Raw genomic sequence first — 15,611 nt, forward strand, 5'->3', positions numbered from 1 at the left:
TTTTTTCTTTATAATATTTTTTGTAAGAAGTCTTTCGCGCGCTGTGACGACGGTGATTCAAAGAATTGCACAGGGTTTGCATCCTCTACAATTTTCCCATCGTCCATAAAGATCACGCGGTCAGCCACTTCTTTTGCAAAGCCCATTTCATGTGTGACGATCACAAGAGTCATACCAGATTGAGCCAGCTCTTTCATGACCTCTAGCACTTCCTTGACCATTTCTGGATCTAGTGCAGATGTTGGCTCATCAAACAGCATGATGTCTGGTGTCATTGCAAGCGCACGTGCAATTGCGACACGCTGCTTTTGACCACCTGACAAACGGTTCGGAAAATCATCTTTTTTCTCTAAAAGTCCTACCTTTTTCAGCAGATCTTCAGCTTGTTTGATGCTGTCTTCCTTCGATTGATTCTTCACATTCATTGGCGCATATGTGATATTTTCCAGCACCGTTTTATGCGGGAACAGGTGAAAATGCTGAAACACCATTCCGATGTTCTCACGCACTTTGAGTGCATTGGTTTTTGGGTTTGTGATTTCGGTATCCTGAATCGTAATGACACCAGAAGTCGGCTTTTCGAGCAAGTTGATGCAGCGAAGAAACGTCGATTTTCCTGAACCAGATGGTCCAATGACTGCGACAACTTCCCCTTCTTTAATGGTGGTGTCGATCCCTTTTAATACTTCATTTTTGCCAAAAGATTTTGTGAGTTTCTCTATGTTAATCATTTGATTTTAACTTCCTTTCCACCGATTTGCCGACAAAGGTGAGAACAAGCACGATGACATAATAGATGAGACCCGCAAAAATAAGCGGTTCAAGATAATTATACGTGACGGCACCTGCTTGATAGGCTCGTCTCATGACATCTCCCAGTCCAATGACTGTCACAATAGCTGATTCTTTTGTCAGTGTAATCGTTTCGTTCACAAGTGCAGGTGAAATATTTTTAAATGCCTGCGGAAGCAATAAGTCCTTCATCATTTTAGCATAAGGGATGCCTAAAGCAACGGCTGCTTCTTTTTGACCTTTATCAATGGCATTAATACCAGCGCGAATAATTTCAGATACGTAAGCCGCAGAGTTTAGTGAAAATGCCGCTACAGCAGCCCAGTATTGATCGATTTGAAACCCAAGAAGCTGAGGCAGACCGAAATAAATAATGAGCAATTGAAGCACAAGCGGTGTGCCTCGGAAGATGGATGTATAAAAATCTGCAAGCCAAATGAGCGGCTTAAATACACTAATTTTGCAAAGCGTTAATAAAATCCCTAAAATAAATCCAAGAAAAAGTGATACCACTACAATAGAAAGTGTGACCTTAAGCCCTTCTAAAATAAAGGGCATCTGAGGTATTACATCTTTAAAATCTAACATGACAGTCTCCTTTTTTATACCTTCATACGAAATCAAAAAATAAAACAGGAAAAAAGTTCAACATGAGTTGAACTTTTCAGCGCTTTCTACTGAATTTTCGTGAATGACGCTGATCCTTTTCCTGACTTATTTTTCATCAGCAAACCATTTTTTAATTAATTTATCAAGTTCGCCATTGTCTTGCATTTCTTTTAATGATTTATTAAATTTAGCTGTTAAGTCGCTATTTTTCTTGAATGCAATGGCTGAACCATTATTTGTTGACCCACTAAGGTCAAAAGCCTGAAAGTCTTTCTCTTTCTTTAAATAGCCAGCTGCTACTTTATCTTCAATAATAGCTGCATCAAAACGGCCTGCTTTGATCTCTTGAATGATATCAGAGATTTTATTACGATCTTCAACTGTTAAGTTATATTTCTTCTGCAAACTGTTTGCTTCATCCTGTTGGATTGAACCTAATTGAACGCCGACTGTTTTATCTTTTAAGTCTTTCTCTGTTTTCATCCCGCTAGATTTCTTTGAGACAACTAAGTTTTTAGCATTGTAATAAACATCAGAGAAGTCTACTTGTTTTTTACGCTTTTCATCTGGGGTCATGCCTGCTAGGACAATATCAGCTTTGTTTGTTTTAAGGGCGGATACAAGGCTTGCGAAATCCATATCTTGAATTTCTAGCTTGTAGCCGTTCTTTTTCGCTAGTGCTGTTGCAAGATCAACATCAAAACCGACAATTTTATCTCCGTCTTTTGATTCAAATGGCGGATAATCTGCTGATGTCGCCATAACGAGTGTTTTGTCATCTCCTGATGCGTTTGAATTATTAGAAGAAGTTCCGCAAGCTGCGAGTGCAGCTGCAAGACCAGCTGTCATAAGTAATAATAACCACTTTTTCATAAGATAGTGCCTCCTAGTATTTAAAATCATGTATTGTTTTGAATATTTATTCACTATAATGTATTTTAAACACTTTCTTTTTAAGATGCAATAGTATTTCGCTAAAATTATTTTGATTCAATGGTCTTATAAAACAAAAAGCAGACCGATCTAAAGACCGGACTGCTTTATATGTCATCATTCAAACGTCACATGTTAAATTTCTTTGCAATGCTCATCGAATGCAGCTTGAAGCTTTGACACGACTTCCATTGGTTCGTGCCCTTCAATTTCATGACGTTCGACCATTTTAATGATCTTTCCATCTTTTAATAATGCAAAGGATGGTGAAGATGGCGGGAAGCCTTCAAAATATTCACGGGCTCTTGCGGTTGCCTCTTTGTCTTGTCCAGCAAACACTGTCAGCAATTGATCTGGTCGCTTATCGTAATGAACAGAATAGCCTGCAGCTGGTCTTGCAATACCGCCAGCACATCCGCATACTGAATTCACCATCACAAGTGCCGTGCCTTCTTTAGACAGGGCTTCATCCACTTCTTCAGCTGATGTAAGCTCATTATAGCCAGCCTGTTTGATCTCTTCTCTCGCTTGTTTCACAATATCATTCATAAATAAATTAAAATCAATATTCATTGTCCGTTCACTCCTTTAGCATGCCAAAACCATTTTAACAACATCATATCAAGGAAAACGCCTGCGGGCAAATGTGTTGTCTTCTCATTCCCCACTTTTTCTGAACATCGTTTATACGCCGCGAAATTGGGGAAAAGTGATGATAAAGAGATGAAAGGGAGAACTGCGTGATGGCACAATTCAAAAAAGCGATGCTCATTTATAATGGAAATGCTGGACAAAAAAACATGGAAAAAGTTCTCGGACAAACAGTACCTCTTCTTTCTCTACATATTGATGAACTCATTCTTAAACCAACAAAGCAGGCAAATGATGCTTATGAATTCTGTCGTACAATTGATGAGACGATAGAATTGCTTATCATATTAGGTGGAGATGGAACTGTGCATGAATGTATGAATGGCATCGGTGGTTTAGAAAAAAGGCCAGCTGTAGCGATTTTACCAGGCGGGACATGCAATGACTTTTCTAGAACGCTTGGTATTCCGCAACAAATGCAGAAAGCCGCTCAAATGATTGTAGACGGCGTAGAAAAAAAGGTCGACTTAATCAAAGCAGGAGATCGATACTTGTTAAACTTTTGGGGCATCGGGCTGATTGCAGACACATCCAACAATATTAATGACAAGGAAAAAGCCGTACTCGGTAAAATTAGCTACTTCACAAGTGCCTTGCGCACCTTACAGCAAACAGATCCTTTTCACGTACGAATTGAAACAGAGGAGGAAAGCTGGGAAGAGGACGCTGTCATCGTTCTTGTCATGAATGGACATTTCATCGGGACAAATAAAATTGATTTGCCGAGTGCAGCGATTGATGATGGGAAAGCAGAAATCTTAATTTGCAGAAATACGAGCTTCTCTGCTCTAAAAGAAATCTTTTCTATGAACCGGGAAGAGCTGGAGGATTTCACCGGCGATCTGTCTCTCATTCAAGCATCCAATATTCAGATTCACACAAAAGAGGAAATGGATGCTGATACAGATGGCGAAGTGTACATGACAGCCCCTGCTTTTTTAGAAGTGTTAAAACAACATTTGACCTTTATTGTTCCAGCAGAATAAAGAAAACGCCCGAGATCATTCTTTTTCGGGCGTTTTTTTGATATAGCGTCTGTATAAATATTCAAGTGCATAGCCAAGCAGCGTCCCGGCAAGAAGAGAAATTCCTAAGAGGCTATTCGCTGCTCCTTTAAATCCACCGACAATCAGCAAGCAATACAAAACTTGAATCATTGAAACGATTGATATGATCAGTAGTAATCTTTCAGGATGATTGCGTGATTTAGAAATATATCGAAGAAAAGCAAACGCAATTGCCGTGATAAACATGAGTCCAATCGTTAAAAACGCAAAAAAGTCTAGTCCAGACATACCATCGCTCCTTTCTCATCATGTGGAAATCCCCCTCTCCTTAGCGGGAGGGGGACATTCTTGTTTTAGTAAACAGATGTTTGCTCATCAATGCCTTCAAGGATTTGTTTAATCCGTTGAAGGAATCTGCCGCATACAAGACCATCAAGAACTCTGTGATCTAATGAGAGACAAAGGTTGACCATGTCTCTTGCTGCAATCATACCATTTACAATCACCGGACGCTTCACGATCGATTCTACTTGTAAAATCGCCGCTTGCGGATAATTGATGATTCCCATAGATTGTACAGAACCAAATGATCCCGTGTTGTTTACAGTAAAGGTGCCGCCTTCCATGTCACTTTGCTTCAGCGTACCTTGTCTCACCTTGGAAGCAAGCTCATGAATTTCCTTGGCGATGCCTTTAATCGTTTTTTCATCTGCATCCTTAATCACTGGAACAAAAAGAGCGTCATCAGTCGCAACAGCAATCGAGACATTGATCGCTTTCTTTTGCACAATTTTATCTCCAGCCCACATGCTGTTCATTTCTGGGAATTCCTTTAAGCCCTGAGCCACTGCTTTGACAAAGAACGCAAAGAACGTCAAATTAAAGCCTTCTTTTGCTTTAAATTGGTCCTTGAGCTGATTTCTTCTAGTCACAAGGTTTGTCACATCAACTTCCATCATCGTCCATGCATGCGGAATTTCATGTTTGCTTCTCAGCATATTTGCCGCAATCGCCTGTCTGATTGGCGTGACTGGCACTTCAACATCACCAGGCATTGTAGAGATGGAAGGCGCCGCTTTTGGTTTTGATGGCTGCACAGGCTCTGGCTTGACCGCCTGTTCATTGCCAGGTGCTGTCTTCTCTTGCATGCCGCCGTTTTCAATGAGCTGAAGTAAATCTTTTCTTGTGATTCGTCCGCCTGCTCCCGTTCCTTGCACTGCCGCTAAATCAATGCTGTGCTCATCTGCTAACCGAAGGACTGCTGGAGAGTAGCGTTTCTTTTGACTTTGATTCTCTTTTGTTTGATCTGCTTCAGGTGCTTCACTTTGCTCAGGTGCCGTTTCTTCTTTCGCACTCTGCTGTGAGCTACCTTCTACTTCAATTTCACAGAACACTTCTCCTACTTGCAGTGTATCGCCTTCTTCAGCCGATAGCTTGGTAATCGTTCCTGTAAAAGATGACGGGACTTCTGCGTTCACTTTATCCGTCATAACTTCCGCAATAGGATCGTATTTATTCACATGATCGCCAGGTGAAACGAGCCATTTGCTGATGGTTCCTTCTGTTACACTTTCACCTAACTGAGGCATTTTCATTTGTTCAATTGCCACTTGAAACCCTCCTCTTTCTTAAAACGCCGCTAGCTCTCTCATTTCAGCTTCAACCTTATCTGGGTTGACCATGAAGAATTTTTCCATCGTCGGTGCATAAGGCATTGCCGGGATTTCTGGTCCGGCTAGACGTTTGATTGGTGCGTCTAAATCAAATAAGCAATGCTCTGATATGATCGCCGCTACCTCACTCATGATGCTGCCCTCTTTTGTATCTTCCGTTAAAAGAAGCACTTTGCCTGTTTTTGATGCCGCTTCAATAATGGCTTCCTGATCAAGCGGGTACACTGTTCTCAAATCGAGAATATGCGCAGAAATGCCATCTTTTGCAAGGCGGTCTGCTGCTTGCAACGCAAAATGGACGCAGAGGCCATATGTAATGACCGTGATATCATCGCCTTCACGTTTCACATCTGCTTTTCCAATAGGGAGTGTGTAATCCTCTTCAGGTACTTCTCCTTTAATGAGACGGTAGGCACGTTTGTGTTCAAAGAACAATACAGGATCTGGATCACGCACCGCAGCTTTTAAAAGACCTTTTACATCATAAGGCGTAGAAGGCATGACAATCTTCAAACCAGGCTGGTTGGCAAAAATCGCTTCAACTGATTGTGAATGATAAAGCGCCCCGTGAACTCCGCCCCCATAAGGTGCGCGGATGACCATTGGACAGCTCCAATCGTTATTTGAGCGGTATCTAATTTTCGCAGCCTCTGAAATGATTTGGTTAATAGCAGGCATGATAAAATCCGCAAATTGCATCTCAGCAATTGGGCGCATTCCATACATCGCTGCTCCAATCCCTACACCAGCAATAGCTGATTCTGCAAGAGGTGTATCCATGACGCGCGCTTCTCCGAATTGCTCATAGAGACCCGCTGTCGCTTTAAATACGCCGCCCTTTTTCCCGACATCCTCTCCGAGCACAAACACTTTCGGATCTCGCTCCATTTCTTCTTTCATCGCCAGTGTAATGGCGTCTATATATGACATAACAGGCATTTTTCTTCCCCCTTACTCCGCATACACGTAACGAAGTGCGCTTTCAGCATCAGCATAAGCAGCGTTTTCCGCTTCATCAGTGGCTTCGTTTACGATTTGCATGATTTCTTTTGTCATCTCTTCTTTCATTTCTGAAGTCATGACGTTTCCTTCGGTTAAATACGTTTCATATTGGATGAGCGGATCTTTCTTTCTCGCTTCGAGCACTTCTTCTTTTTCTCGATAGCTTGAATCATCGTCATCACTTGAATGCGCAGTTAAACGGTAAGAGATCGTTTCTATCAACGTTGGTCCTTCGCCTCTTGCTGCACGGTCTCTCGCTTCTTTGACAGCGGCATATACTTCAAGCGGATCATTGCCATCAACGGTTACGCCAGGCATTCCGTACCCAATCGCACGATCTGAAATGCGTTCACATGCTACTTGTTTGTCATACGGCACAGAAATCGCGTACTTATTGTTTTCACACATGAAAATAACAGGCAGCTTATGCACAGCAGCGAAGTTAGCACCTTCGTGGAAATCACCTTGGTTTGAAGAGCCCTCACCGAACGTGACAAAGCTGACAAAGTTTTTCTGATCTAGTCGTCCAGCAAGTGCAATCCCTACTGCATGAGGAACCTGCGTTGTAACAGGTGAAGATCCTGTCACAATTCGATTTGATTTCTGTCCAAAATGCCCTGGCATCTGTCTTCCGCCAGAGTTTGGATCGTCTTGTTTTGCGAAACCTGACATCATTAAATCTTTTGCTGTCATTCCAAATGCGAGGACAACACCCATATCACGGTAGTAAGGCAAGACGTAATCCTCTTCTCTATTGAGAGCGAAAGCAGCACCGACTTGCTGCGCTTCCTGCCCTTGACAAGAAATGACGAATGGAATTTTACCTGAACGGTTTAAAAGCCACATCCGTTCATCAATTTTTCTTGCTAGAAGCATTGTTCTATATATATCAATTGCTTGTTCATCAGATAATCCTAATTCATGATGACGCATGTTACTCATCTTATTTCCCTCCTTGATTAAAAATGGATCGCTTTCCCGTCAACAGCAAGGGCAGCCTCGCCAATCGCCTCTGATAAGGTTGGGTGCGGGTGAATTGTTTGCCCGACTTCCCACGGCGTTGCATCAAGTACTTTGGCTAATCCAGCTTCAGATATCATATCTGTGACATGAGGACCAATCATATGAATCCCTAAAATATCATCTGTCTTTTGATCAGCAATGATTTTGACGAATCCATCTGACTCCCCGTACACAAGTGCTTTTCCGATCGCCATAAATGGGAATTTCCCCATTTTGACCTCGAAGCCTTGCTCTTTTGCCGCCTGTTCAGTGAGTCCAACACTCGCGGTTTCCGGGTGAGAGTAAACACATTTAGAAACGAGTGTTTCATCGAGCGGCTTTGGATCTTGACCAGCCATATGCTCCACTGCAATCATGCCTTCGTGTGAAGCCACATGTGCCAGCTGAAGCCCACCAATGACATCTCCTATTGCATAAATATGCGATTCTTTCGTTTGATAATGTTCATTCACGACAATGCCTTGTTTTTCTGTTTGGATCTCCGTGTTTTCAAGACCAATGCCTTCAATATTTGGTACTCTGCCGACTGATAGAAGAAGTTTTTCCGCTTCAAACGTCTGAATGTCTCCATCCTTTTCTGCTTGAATCGTCACGAGATTCTCCAGCTTTTTAACGGTATCTGGCAGTACTTTCGCATTTGTCACAAAGGTGATGCCTTTTTTAGATAAAAGCTTTTCCATTTCTTTAGAAATGTCATGATCCTCTGTTGGCAATATGCGGTCTGCAAATTCAATCACAGTCACTTTCACACCGAAATCATTGAGCATGGAAGCCCACTCGATTCCGATCACCCCGCCGCCGACAATGAGCATCGACTGCGGAAGCTCTGGCAGTTCAAGTGCATCATCTGATGTAAGAATATGCGTCCCATCTGCTTCAAGTCCAGGCAGCACACGCGGTCTTGAACCTGTCGCAATGATGACCTGCTTTGGAATAAGCATTTCATTTTCATCTCCATTTGCCATTTCTACGGAGATGGTTCCTGGCATTGGCGAAAAGATAGATGGGCCAAGAATACGGCCGATCCCTTCATAAACATCAATTTTCCCTTGTTTCATTAAATGTTTGACGCCGCCTGCTAGTTTCTCTACAATCTCTGCTTTTCTTTTCTGTACATTGGCAAACTGCAAGGCGATGCCATTTGCCTCAACGCCAAAATCAGCAGCACGTTGGACGGTTTGATAGACTTCAGCACTTCTAAGCAGCGCTTTAGACGGAATGCATCCTTTATGCAGACATGTTCCGCCAAGCTTTTCTTTTTCTACAACTGCTGTTTTCAATCCAAGCTGTGAGGCACGAATGGCCGCTACATAGCCGCCTGTGCCCCCACCAAGAATGACGAGGTCATATTCAGTTGCCATGACTAGTCACTCCTTTCTTCATCCGTTGATCATTTGGGTATTCTTTCGGAGATTCTTCTTCTTTTAAAATACGAAGTGCACCTTCTGCTAAGGATTGCAGTTCATTTTCGCCTGGATACACGACAACATCTGAAATCCAGTCAATGTGACCTCTAATACTTGATGTAATTTGTTTGCTGTACGCAAGTCCGCCTGTTAACACAATAACGTCAACTGCGCCTTTTAAGACAGCACTAGCCGCACCGATTTCCTTGGCAATTTGATAGCACATCGCTTCATAAATCAGCGCCGCCCGTTCATCGCCTGCTTCAATCATGCGCTCAACTTTCACAGCATCTGTCGTACCAAGGTAGCCCGCAAGACCACCTTCACCAATAATGCGTTTCAGCATTTCCTCTTGGCTGTACTGACCAGAAAAGCAAAGATTGACGAGGTCACCTGTTGGCAGGGTCCCCGCTCGCTCTGGGCTAAAAGGTCCTTCGCCATGCAATCCGTTATTGACATCAATGACTTTACCTTTTTCATGGACACCAATGGTGATGCCGCCGCCCATATGTGTAATAATCATGTTCAAATCTTCATAGCGCTTCCCAAAGGATGCAGCTGTTTTTCTTGCGACTGCTTTTTGATTTAATGCATGGAAGATGCTTTTTCTTTCAATCGTTGGCAGCCCTGAAATACGAGCAATTGGCTTTAGCTCATCCACTACAACTGGATCGACAATAAAAGCTGGGATGTTCAAACCAAGTGCAATTTCTCGTGCAATGATACCGCCCAGATTTGATGCATGCTGGCCAGCATATCCTTCTTTCAAGTCTTGCACCATTTGCTCATTGACTTCATATGTGCCACCTTCAATCGGACGAAGAAGACCGCCGCGCGCACAAACTGCATCAAACTTTGAGATGTTCATTCCTTGTTCATGCAGCGTCTTCAGGATTGTTTCTTGACGAAATGAAAACTGATCAATGATATGAGGAAACTGCTTTAATTCCTCATCTGTATGTCTGAGTGTCGTTTCAAAAATAGATCGTTCATTGTGAAACACACCAATTTTTGTTGAAGTAGAGCCAGGATTAATTGTGAGAATACGCCATTCTTTTGTCAGCAAAAACAAAACCTCCGTTTCAACTCATTCTTCAAATTAGCGACGACTTAAAATATGTTGGCCATTTTGCAGGAATTGACTTCTTGATTTGCGCATTCTTTCAATTCGCTCCTCCGCCAATCGGTCTGCCGCTTTATAAGTTGGAATGGCATCACGGTTTGAAATTTCAATCACGCGTTCAATATTTTGGTAAATACCTTCTACCTTTTTCATCGCACGATCTGCATTATAGCCATAAAGCTCATCAGCAACGTTAATCACACCGCCTGCATTGATCACATAATCAGGTGCATACACAATACCCATTTCATGAATCAGATCGCCGTGATGCGTTTCTCTCAGCTGGTTATTCGCTGCACCTGCGATGACCTTTGCTTTCAGCTTAGGAATCGTTACATCATTAATCGTTGCACCAAGTGCACAAGGGGCATAAATATCACATGCTTGATCATAAATATCGTCAGGGTCTACAGCTTTTGCGCCAAAGTCTTCTACAGCTCGTTTTACAGAGTCTTTGTTGATATCTGTGACAATTAGCTGTGCGCCTTCTTCGTGCAGATGTTTACACAAATTGTAGGCGACATTCCCAACACCTTGGACTGCAATCGTTTTTCCTTCTAGTGAGTCGGTTCCAAATGCAGCTTTGGCAGCAGCTTTCATCCCTTTATATACACCGTAAGCCGTAACAGGAGACGGGTTTCCGGATGAACCAAATGCAGGAGAAATACCTGTCACAAAGTCTGTTTCTTCATGAATCAGATCCATGTCTTCTACCGTTGTACCGACATCCTCCGCTGTGATATAGCGGCCATTTAATCCTTGTATGTAGCGTCCAAACGCACGGAACATTTCTTCATTTTTATCTTTTCTCGGGTCACCGATGATGACTGTTTTCCCGCCGCCAAGATTCAGGCCTGCTGCTGCGTTTTTATAAGTCATGCCTCTTGCTAGACGAAGTGCATCTTCGATTGCTGCTTCTTCGTTTTCATACGTCCACATTCTTGTCCCGCCTAGTGCTGGGCCAAGTGTTGTATCATGAATGGCAATAATCGCTTTTAAGCCAGATTGTTCATCCTGACAAAATACAAGCTGCTCATAATCGTATCGTTCCATATATTTAAAAAGTTCCATTGTTTATTCCTCCTATAACTTTCGCTTAATTTGATGTACAGATGGCAAGTGCAATTGAATAAAGCTTACTTTCGGCTGTATCCGACCGGCTTGTTAAAGCAATCGGTGCCTTCGCTCCTGCCACCACAGCTCCCACCTTTGCATGTGCAAAGTAGATGAGAGATTTATAAAGAATGTTCCCTGCTTCAATCGTTGGCACAAGCAAAATATCTGCATGACCGGCGACATCACTCGTAATATTTTTATGAGAAGCTGCTGTTTGAGAAATGGCATTGTCTAATGCCAGAGGCCCGTCAATGAGGCAGCCAGAAATTTGACCTCGCTTATTCATTTGCGCCAGGCTTGCCGCTGTCAAAGTGGAATCCATTGCCGGGTTCACGACCTCTACCGCAGATAACACGGCCACCTTTGGCATGTCATTTCCGACAGCTTGCGCTACTTGAACAGCATTGATCGTAATCTCTTTGAACATGTTTAAATCGGGCGCGATGTTCATCCCAGAATCTGTGACATAAATAAACCGATCAAAGCCCGGCACCTCGAATGCCGCGACATGTGATAGTACACTCGCCGTCCGCAGCCCGTACTCTTTATTCAGCACCGCTTTTAATAGAACGGCTGTCGTGACATGCCCCTTCATCAATATATCTGCATGCTTCTCACTCACTGCCTGCACGGCAATTTTGGCTGATTCTTCAGGAGAATCCGAATGAATAATATCTATCCAGTCTTCATTGATCTCATGCTGTTTCACCAGCTCCTTCAGGTTGCGCTTGTTCCCAACCAGCAGGAAGCGAGCGACCTTTCGTTCAATTGCCATCTTGATGGCATGAAGCACTTCTTCGTCTTCTGCATGAGCCACAGCAGCAGTTTTATTCTGCAACTGGGCGGCTTTCATAATCAGATCGTCAAGCTTCATATATGCCCACCTTTCCTTATGCTCGGGTTCATGGTTTTTATATGCAAGTTCTATGCCAGCTTGAAACGCAGCGAAATAAGGCATTTCGCATGAAATACATGCAGCTTTTTGCAGGTAACGTGCATTTTATTGCATGCTATCTTTTGCAAGTTGATATTTATCCATTTTATAGTAAAGATTCCGAATGCTAATCCCTAACGTTTTCGCTGTTTTCGTGCGGTTGAATTGATGCTTTTCAAGGGTTTGTTTAATGAGCTGCGCTTCAAACGCTTCAACAGCATCCGAAAGGGTCTCTCCCTCAAATTGACTGACAGCCAGTTCCTGCTGCTCTTTTTCTTCCTGCTCTTCTGATTCCATGAAGGAAATATGATCTTCATCGATCCATTCTTCTTGCGGATTCAAAAAGATCATGGCTCGTCCAAGGACATTTTCCAGTTCTCTTACGTTCCCAGGCCAGCTGTAGGATCGAAGTCTATCGAGCGCCCCTTCCGTTAAGCCGCTCACATTTCGACCATAGTCTAAATTGATTTTCTGAATAAGGCGTTTACTTAAGGAGTCAATATCTTCAAGTCGCTGCCTTAGTGGCGGAATCGAAATCGGATATCTGTTCATCCGATAATATAAGTCCTCTCTGAACTTCCCTTCTGCCATCGCTTTTTCAATATTGACATTTGTTGCGGTAATCACACGCACATCAACTGGTATCGCTTTTGTTCCGCCTACTCTAACAATTTCTTTCTCCTGCATCACGCGTAATAATTTCGCTTGTGTACTTGGCGTCATTTCACCAATTTCATCTAAAAAGATGCTGCCGTGATTCGCTTCTTCAAACAGCCCTTTCTTCCCGCCGCGCCTCGCACCAGAAAATGCGCCTTCCTCATAGCCAAAAAGCTCTGACTCTAAAAGAGTTTCTGATAAGGCAGCACAGTTGACTCTTACAAAGCGATTATATTTCCGGTCACTTTCATTGTGTATAGCGTGTGCAAATAGCTCTTTCCCAGTACCTGATTCTCCCCTAAGTAAAATGGTGGCTGGGGTTTTAGCCCCTAGCTTTGCCTGCTCAAGCGCCACAAGCATTTGCTCACTTTCTCCAATAATGTCTTCAAAAGTGTACTTTGCTTCAAGTGTCCGGATGAGCTGTCTTGCTTTATTTAATTCATTCGTGAGTGATTGAATTTCTGATACATCATGAATGACGCCGACGCTGCCTTTTAAAATACCATCAACGATCACTGGCGCTACGTTGACGATCACATCCTTCTTATTAGGTCCGACTTTCATTCTGACGCCTCGAACCGGCCTTCTTGTTTCAAGCACCTTCAAATGCATGCTTTCCCCTTCAGAAATATCCGCACCTGCTGGTTTGCCCACAACCTCTTTGTCTGTTAACCCCGTCATTTTCGTGTAAGCTCGGTTGATTAAAATTCCTTTCCCTTGCTCATCTACGACGGATATCGCTTCATCTGATGATTGAATGATGGCCTCAAGCATTGTGCGCACTTCTTTCAGGTTTGTGACTTCTTCCGCAAGCTCCACTGCATCTGTAATATCTTTAAAAATGGATAGAGCGCCTAGCATTCTTCCTGCGTCATCAATAATCGGTAAACGCGTTGTGACAATTTGTATTTGCTGATTCAGAAATTGTTTTTGATGAAATTCTGGCTCCCTCGATCTTAAAATATCGGGGAGTTTTGTATTCGGGATCACTTCACGTATGTGCCGGCCAATCGCATCTTTTTGCGAACGTCCAACCATTTTGGCAGCCGATCGATTAAACAGAACGACTTCTTCATCCATATTAATAAAAATCATGCCATCGTTCGTTGCATTAAAAATGCGGTCATGTTTATAGGTTTGTTCCTTTAATATTTGTATAAGCTGATGCTTTTCTGACATTAATTCTGATATGACGTATGCCATCGAACTTGGAACAATGACAGACTGCTCTGCTTTTTCTTCCATCAGTTCTTTCAGCACAGCTGAACTGCCCGTTGTTTCAATGATGATATCAATGTCATCTTTTATGTATTCTTTCCAATCCGTTGTCGTATCAATTCCATTCTTTTTCGCTTCTACCATCCCCGGTGCCTCAAGATCAAGGTCGGCGATTGCAACGATTTGAATCATATTTGTTTTCAGCAATGTTTCAAGCAAAGCTGATCCACCCTGTCCTGCACCGACAATCAAGACTCTCTGCATCCCGTTACCCCTTTATATGAAAAAATTTGCACACCATATTTTTCCGTTGCAAAAAATTGCACAACTCTTATATTACCACGTTTTCCTTTCTTGACAAAATATTTTTTGAATTAGACAATGGAAGTAAATGACGTTTAAGGGGACATTTGATGGGGAGAATACTTGCATTAGTGATTATTTTAATACCTGGGGCGCTTGCTGCACTTGGGATTAAGCTTTTGCGTGACACTGTTTTCGGTATCATCATTGCACCATTTCCATTTTTATGGCTGCAAGGAATTGCAGGGTTGTTTTTTTTAGGAGGAGGTCTTTACGTAGTCGCTGGCTTTATTTTATATAGAGACCGCAAACGAAATAAAGTGACCACCCGCTTTAAACAGAGATAAACATGAAAAAAGACCCGCTATTGATCGCAGGTCTTTATTTCATTTCTTCTCTTATTTTGACGGCTCTATCAGGGAAATCAGTGAAAATTCCGTCGACACTTAAGGAAAACATGTTTTTCATTTGCTTTTCACTGTTTACTGTAAATGGTCTGATCACTTGCTGGGCGGCATGGAGAGCCGATACGACTTCTTTTGTTACCCCTGCGCCCTTTATATTCGGGTGATAACCTCTTGCAGGTACTGTTTTTATATACATCTCTGGCTGATGAATGACATCCATCGTGAGAACAGCAAGCTCAACATGCGGCATCAGCTTGTGAAAAAGAGCTAAACTGCCGTGATGAAACGATGAGACAAGTACACGATCTTCTATTTGAAAGTGTTCAATTTGCTCCTTTACCTTCTCTTCAATACCTGGATATCGATAAATAGAGTTTTTCAGTTCAATATTGATGATGAGTGATGATTGCTGCGTCACGAGCTCCAATACTTCCTCCAAAAGAGGAATGGATACAGCACCGGTTTCTTCATAAAAAGAATGACTCGCATCTCCTGCTTTTAACTCTTCATATGTATAGTCTTTCACTAAGCCTTTCATATTCGTTGTTCTGTTCAGCTTCTCATCGTGAATGACAGCAAGCCTGCCATCTTTCGTCAGCTGAACATCCAGCTCAATTCCGTCAGCTCCAGAATGGAGTGCATGCTCAAAGGCTATCATGGTATTTTCAGGGTAGATTCCTTTAAAACCTCTGTGTGCAAAAATTTTCGTCATAGGTCACCTCTAAGTATGATGCTTCCTTTCATTATGACGTGTCTC

16 protein-coding genes are annotated in these 15,611 nt (G+C 42.6%); 2 read left to right on the top strand and 14 right to left on the bottom strand.

Going from position 1 to position 15,611, the window contains the following annotated elements; all coding sequences use genetic code 11:
* Positions 1-8: 8 nt before the first annotated feature.
* The 4 genes from NSS78_RS11150 to NSS78_RS11165 form a co-directional block, all read right to left on the bottom strand.
* A complete protein-coding gene (locus NSS78_RS11150) occupies positions 9-731 on the bottom strand; it encodes an amino acid ABC transporter ATP-binding protein (RefSeq protein ID WP_003215712.1) in 723 nt (240 codons plus the stop codon).
* Positions 724-1,380, bottom strand: a complete 657-nt coding sequence (locus tag NSS78_RS11155; RefSeq protein WP_003215691.1) for an amino acid ABC transporter permease — start codon at positions 1,378-1,380, stop codon at positions 724-726. The genes NSS78_RS11150 and NSS78_RS11155 overlap by 8 nt, the downstream gene beginning before the upstream one ends.
* A 126-nt stretch (positions 1,381-1,506) precedes the next feature.
* Positions 1,507-2,274 (bottom strand): transporter substrate-binding domain-containing protein, encoded by a 768-nt coding sequence (locus NSS78_RS11160; RefSeq protein ID WP_212045928.1) that lies wholly within the window; start codon positions 2,272-2,274, stop codon positions 1,507-1,509.
* Between the two features lie 195 nt (positions 2,275-2,469).
* Positions 2,470-2,907, bottom strand: coding sequence for a BrxA/BrxB family bacilliredoxin (locus tag NSS78_RS11165; protein ID WP_003215907.1), 438 nt, complete (start codon positions 2,905-2,907; stop codon positions 2,470-2,472).
* A gap of 170 nt (positions 2,908-3,077) precedes the next feature.
* Between NSS78_RS11165 and NSS78_RS11170 the strand changes: the two genes are divergently transcribed.
* Positions 3,078-3,971 (top strand): YegS/Rv2252/BmrU family lipid kinase, encoded by an 894-nt coding sequence (locus NSS78_RS11170; RefSeq protein WP_050943789.1) that lies wholly within the window; start codon positions 3,078-3,080, stop codon positions 3,969-3,971.
* Between the two features lie 15 nt (positions 3,972-3,986).
* On the opposite strand, the gene NSS78_RS11175 is transcribed toward NSS78_RS11170, so the two are convergent.
* The 9 genes from NSS78_RS11175 to NSS78_RS11215 form a co-directional block, all read right to left on the bottom strand.
* Entirely contained in the window at positions 3,987-4,280 is a 294-nt protein-coding gene (locus NSS78_RS11175) for a YesK-like family protein (protein WP_111911012.1), read from the bottom strand.
* A gap of 65 nt (positions 4,281-4,345) precedes the next feature.
* Positions 4,346-5,602 carry a dihydrolipoamide acetyltransferase family protein gene (locus NSS78_RS11180; protein WP_327839406.1) on the bottom strand — a complete coding sequence of 419 codons (1,257 nt, stop codon included), beginning with the start codon at positions 5,600-5,602 and terminating at the stop codon, positions 4,346-4,348.
* Between the two features lie 18 nt (positions 5,603-5,620).
* A complete protein-coding gene (locus tag NSS78_RS11185) occupies positions 5,621-6,604 on the bottom strand; it encodes an alpha-ketoacid dehydrogenase subunit beta (RefSeq protein ID WP_003215848.1) in 984 nt (327 codons plus the stop codon).
* A 12-nt stretch (positions 6,605-6,616) separates the two neighbouring features.
* Complete coding sequence (locus NSS78_RS11190; protein ID WP_050943786.1) at positions 6,617-7,609, bottom strand: thiamine pyrophosphate-dependent dehydrogenase E1 component subunit alpha; 993 nt, start codon at positions 7,607-7,609, stop codon at positions 6,617-6,619.
* Positions 7,610-7,626: 17 nt separating this feature from the next.
* The gene (gene lpdA / locus NSS78_RS11195) at positions 7,627-9,051 is read right to left on the bottom strand and encodes a dihydrolipoyl dehydrogenase (RefSeq protein WP_137054994.1); all 1,425 of its coding nucleotides are present in this window, start codon (positions 9,049-9,051) and stop codon (positions 7,627-7,629) included.
* A complete protein-coding gene (gene buk, locus NSS78_RS11200; RefSeq protein WP_095117839.1) occupies positions 9,041-10,168 on the bottom strand; it encodes a butyrate kinase in 1,128 nt (375 codons plus the stop codon). The genes lpdA and buk overlap by 11 nt, the downstream gene beginning before the upstream one ends.
* Positions 10,169-10,195: 27 nt before the next feature.
* Positions 10,196-11,290 (bottom strand): branched-chain amino acid dehydrogenase, encoded by a 1,095-nt coding sequence (bcd, locus tag NSS78_RS11205; RefSeq protein WP_003215658.1) that lies wholly within the window; start codon positions 11,288-11,290, stop codon positions 10,196-10,198.
* Between the two features lie 25 nt (positions 11,291-11,315).
* The gene (gene yqiS / locus NSS78_RS11210) at positions 11,316-12,293 is read right to left on the bottom strand and encodes a phosphate butyryltransferase (RefSeq protein ID WP_223251154.1); all 978 of its coding nucleotides are present in this window, start codon (positions 12,291-12,293) and stop codon (positions 11,316-11,318) included.
* A gap of 42 nt (positions 12,294-12,335) precedes the next feature.
* Positions 12,336-14,408, bottom strand: a complete 2,073-nt coding sequence (locus tag NSS78_RS11215; protein ID WP_050943782.1) for a sigma-54-dependent Fis family transcriptional regulator — start codon at positions 14,406-14,408, stop codon at positions 12,336-12,338.
* Positions 14,409-14,557: 149 nt separating this feature from the next.
* Between NSS78_RS11215 and NSS78_RS11220 the strand changes: the two genes are divergently transcribed.
* Positions 14,558-14,794, top strand: a complete 237-nt coding sequence (locus tag NSS78_RS11220; RefSeq protein WP_050943781.1) for a DUF2627 domain-containing protein — start codon at positions 14,558-14,560, stop codon at positions 14,792-14,794.
* Positions 14,795-14,828: 34 nt separating this feature from the next.
* Here NSS78_RS11220 and NSS78_RS11225 read toward each other — a convergent pair whose 3' ends face one another.
* Positions 14,829-15,566 carry a glycerophosphodiester phosphodiesterase gene (locus tag NSS78_RS11225; RefSeq protein WP_106029162.1) on the bottom strand — a complete coding sequence of 246 codons (738 nt, stop codon included), beginning with the start codon at positions 15,564-15,566 and terminating at the stop codon, positions 14,829-14,831.
* Between the last annotated feature and the right edge of the window lie 45 nt (positions 15,567-15,611).

Source organism: Bacillus sp. FSL W8-0920 (assembly GCF_038593215.1).
Lineage (GTDB): Bacteria > Bacillota > Bacilli > Bacillales > Bacillaceae > Bacillus > Bacillus pumilus.

What these genes read in the sequence shown, in the direction of transcription:
- NSS78_RS11150 (WP_003215712.1), bottom strand. Translation starts at nt 731, where the DNA reads ATGATTAACATAGAGAAACTCACAAAATCTTTTGGCAAAAATGAAGTA.
- NSS78_RS11155 (WP_003215691.1), bottom strand. Translation starts at nt 1,380, where the DNA reads ATGTTAGATTTTAAAGATGTAATACCTCAGATGCCCTTTATTTTAGAA.
- NSS78_RS11160 (WP_212045928.1), bottom strand. Translation starts at nt 2,274, where the DNA reads ATGAAAAAGTGGTTATTATTACTTATGACAGCTGGTCTTGCAGCTGCA.
- NSS78_RS11165 (WP_003215907.1), bottom strand. Translation starts at nt 2,907, where the DNA reads ATGAATATTGATTTTAATTTATTTATGAATGATATTGTGAAACAAGCG.
- NSS78_RS11170 (WP_050943789.1), top strand. Translation starts at nt 3,078, where the DNA reads ATGGCACAATTCAAAAAAGCGATGCTCATTTATAATGGAAATGCTGGA.
- NSS78_RS11175 (WP_111911012.1), bottom strand. Translation starts at nt 4,280, where the DNA reads ATGTCTGGACTAGACTTTTTTGCGTTTTTAACGATTGGACTCATGTTT.
- NSS78_RS11185 (WP_003215848.1), bottom strand. Translation starts at nt 6,604, where the DNA reads ATGCCTGTTATGTCATATATAGACGCCATTACACTGGCGATGAAAGAA.
- NSS78_RS11190 (WP_050943786.1), bottom strand. Translation starts at nt 7,609, where the DNA reads ATGAGTAACATGCGTCATCATGAATTAGGATTATCTGATGAACAAGCA.
- lpdA (WP_137054994.1), bottom strand. Translation starts at nt 9,051, where the DNA reads ATGGCAACTGAATATGACCTCGTCATTCTTGGTGGGGGCACAGGCGGC.
- bcd (WP_003215658.1), bottom strand. Translation starts at nt 11,290, where the DNA reads ATGGAACTTTTTAAATATATGGAACGATACGATTATGAGCAGCTTGTA.
- yqiS (WP_223251154.1), bottom strand. Translation starts at nt 12,293, where the DNA reads ATGCCTTATTTCGCTGCGTTTCAAGCTGGCATAGAACTTGCATATAAA.
- NSS78_RS11215 (WP_050943782.1), bottom strand. Translation starts at nt 14,408, where the DNA reads ATGCAGAGAGTCTTGATTGTCGGTGCAGGACAGGGTGGATCAGCTTTG.
- NSS78_RS11220 (WP_050943781.1), top strand. Translation starts at nt 14,558, where the DNA reads ATGGGGAGAATACTTGCATTAGTGATTATTTTAATACCTGGGGCGCTT.
- NSS78_RS11225 (WP_106029162.1), bottom strand. Translation starts at nt 15,566, where the DNA reads ATGACGAAAATTTTTGCACACAGAGGTTTTAAAGGAATCTACCCTGAA.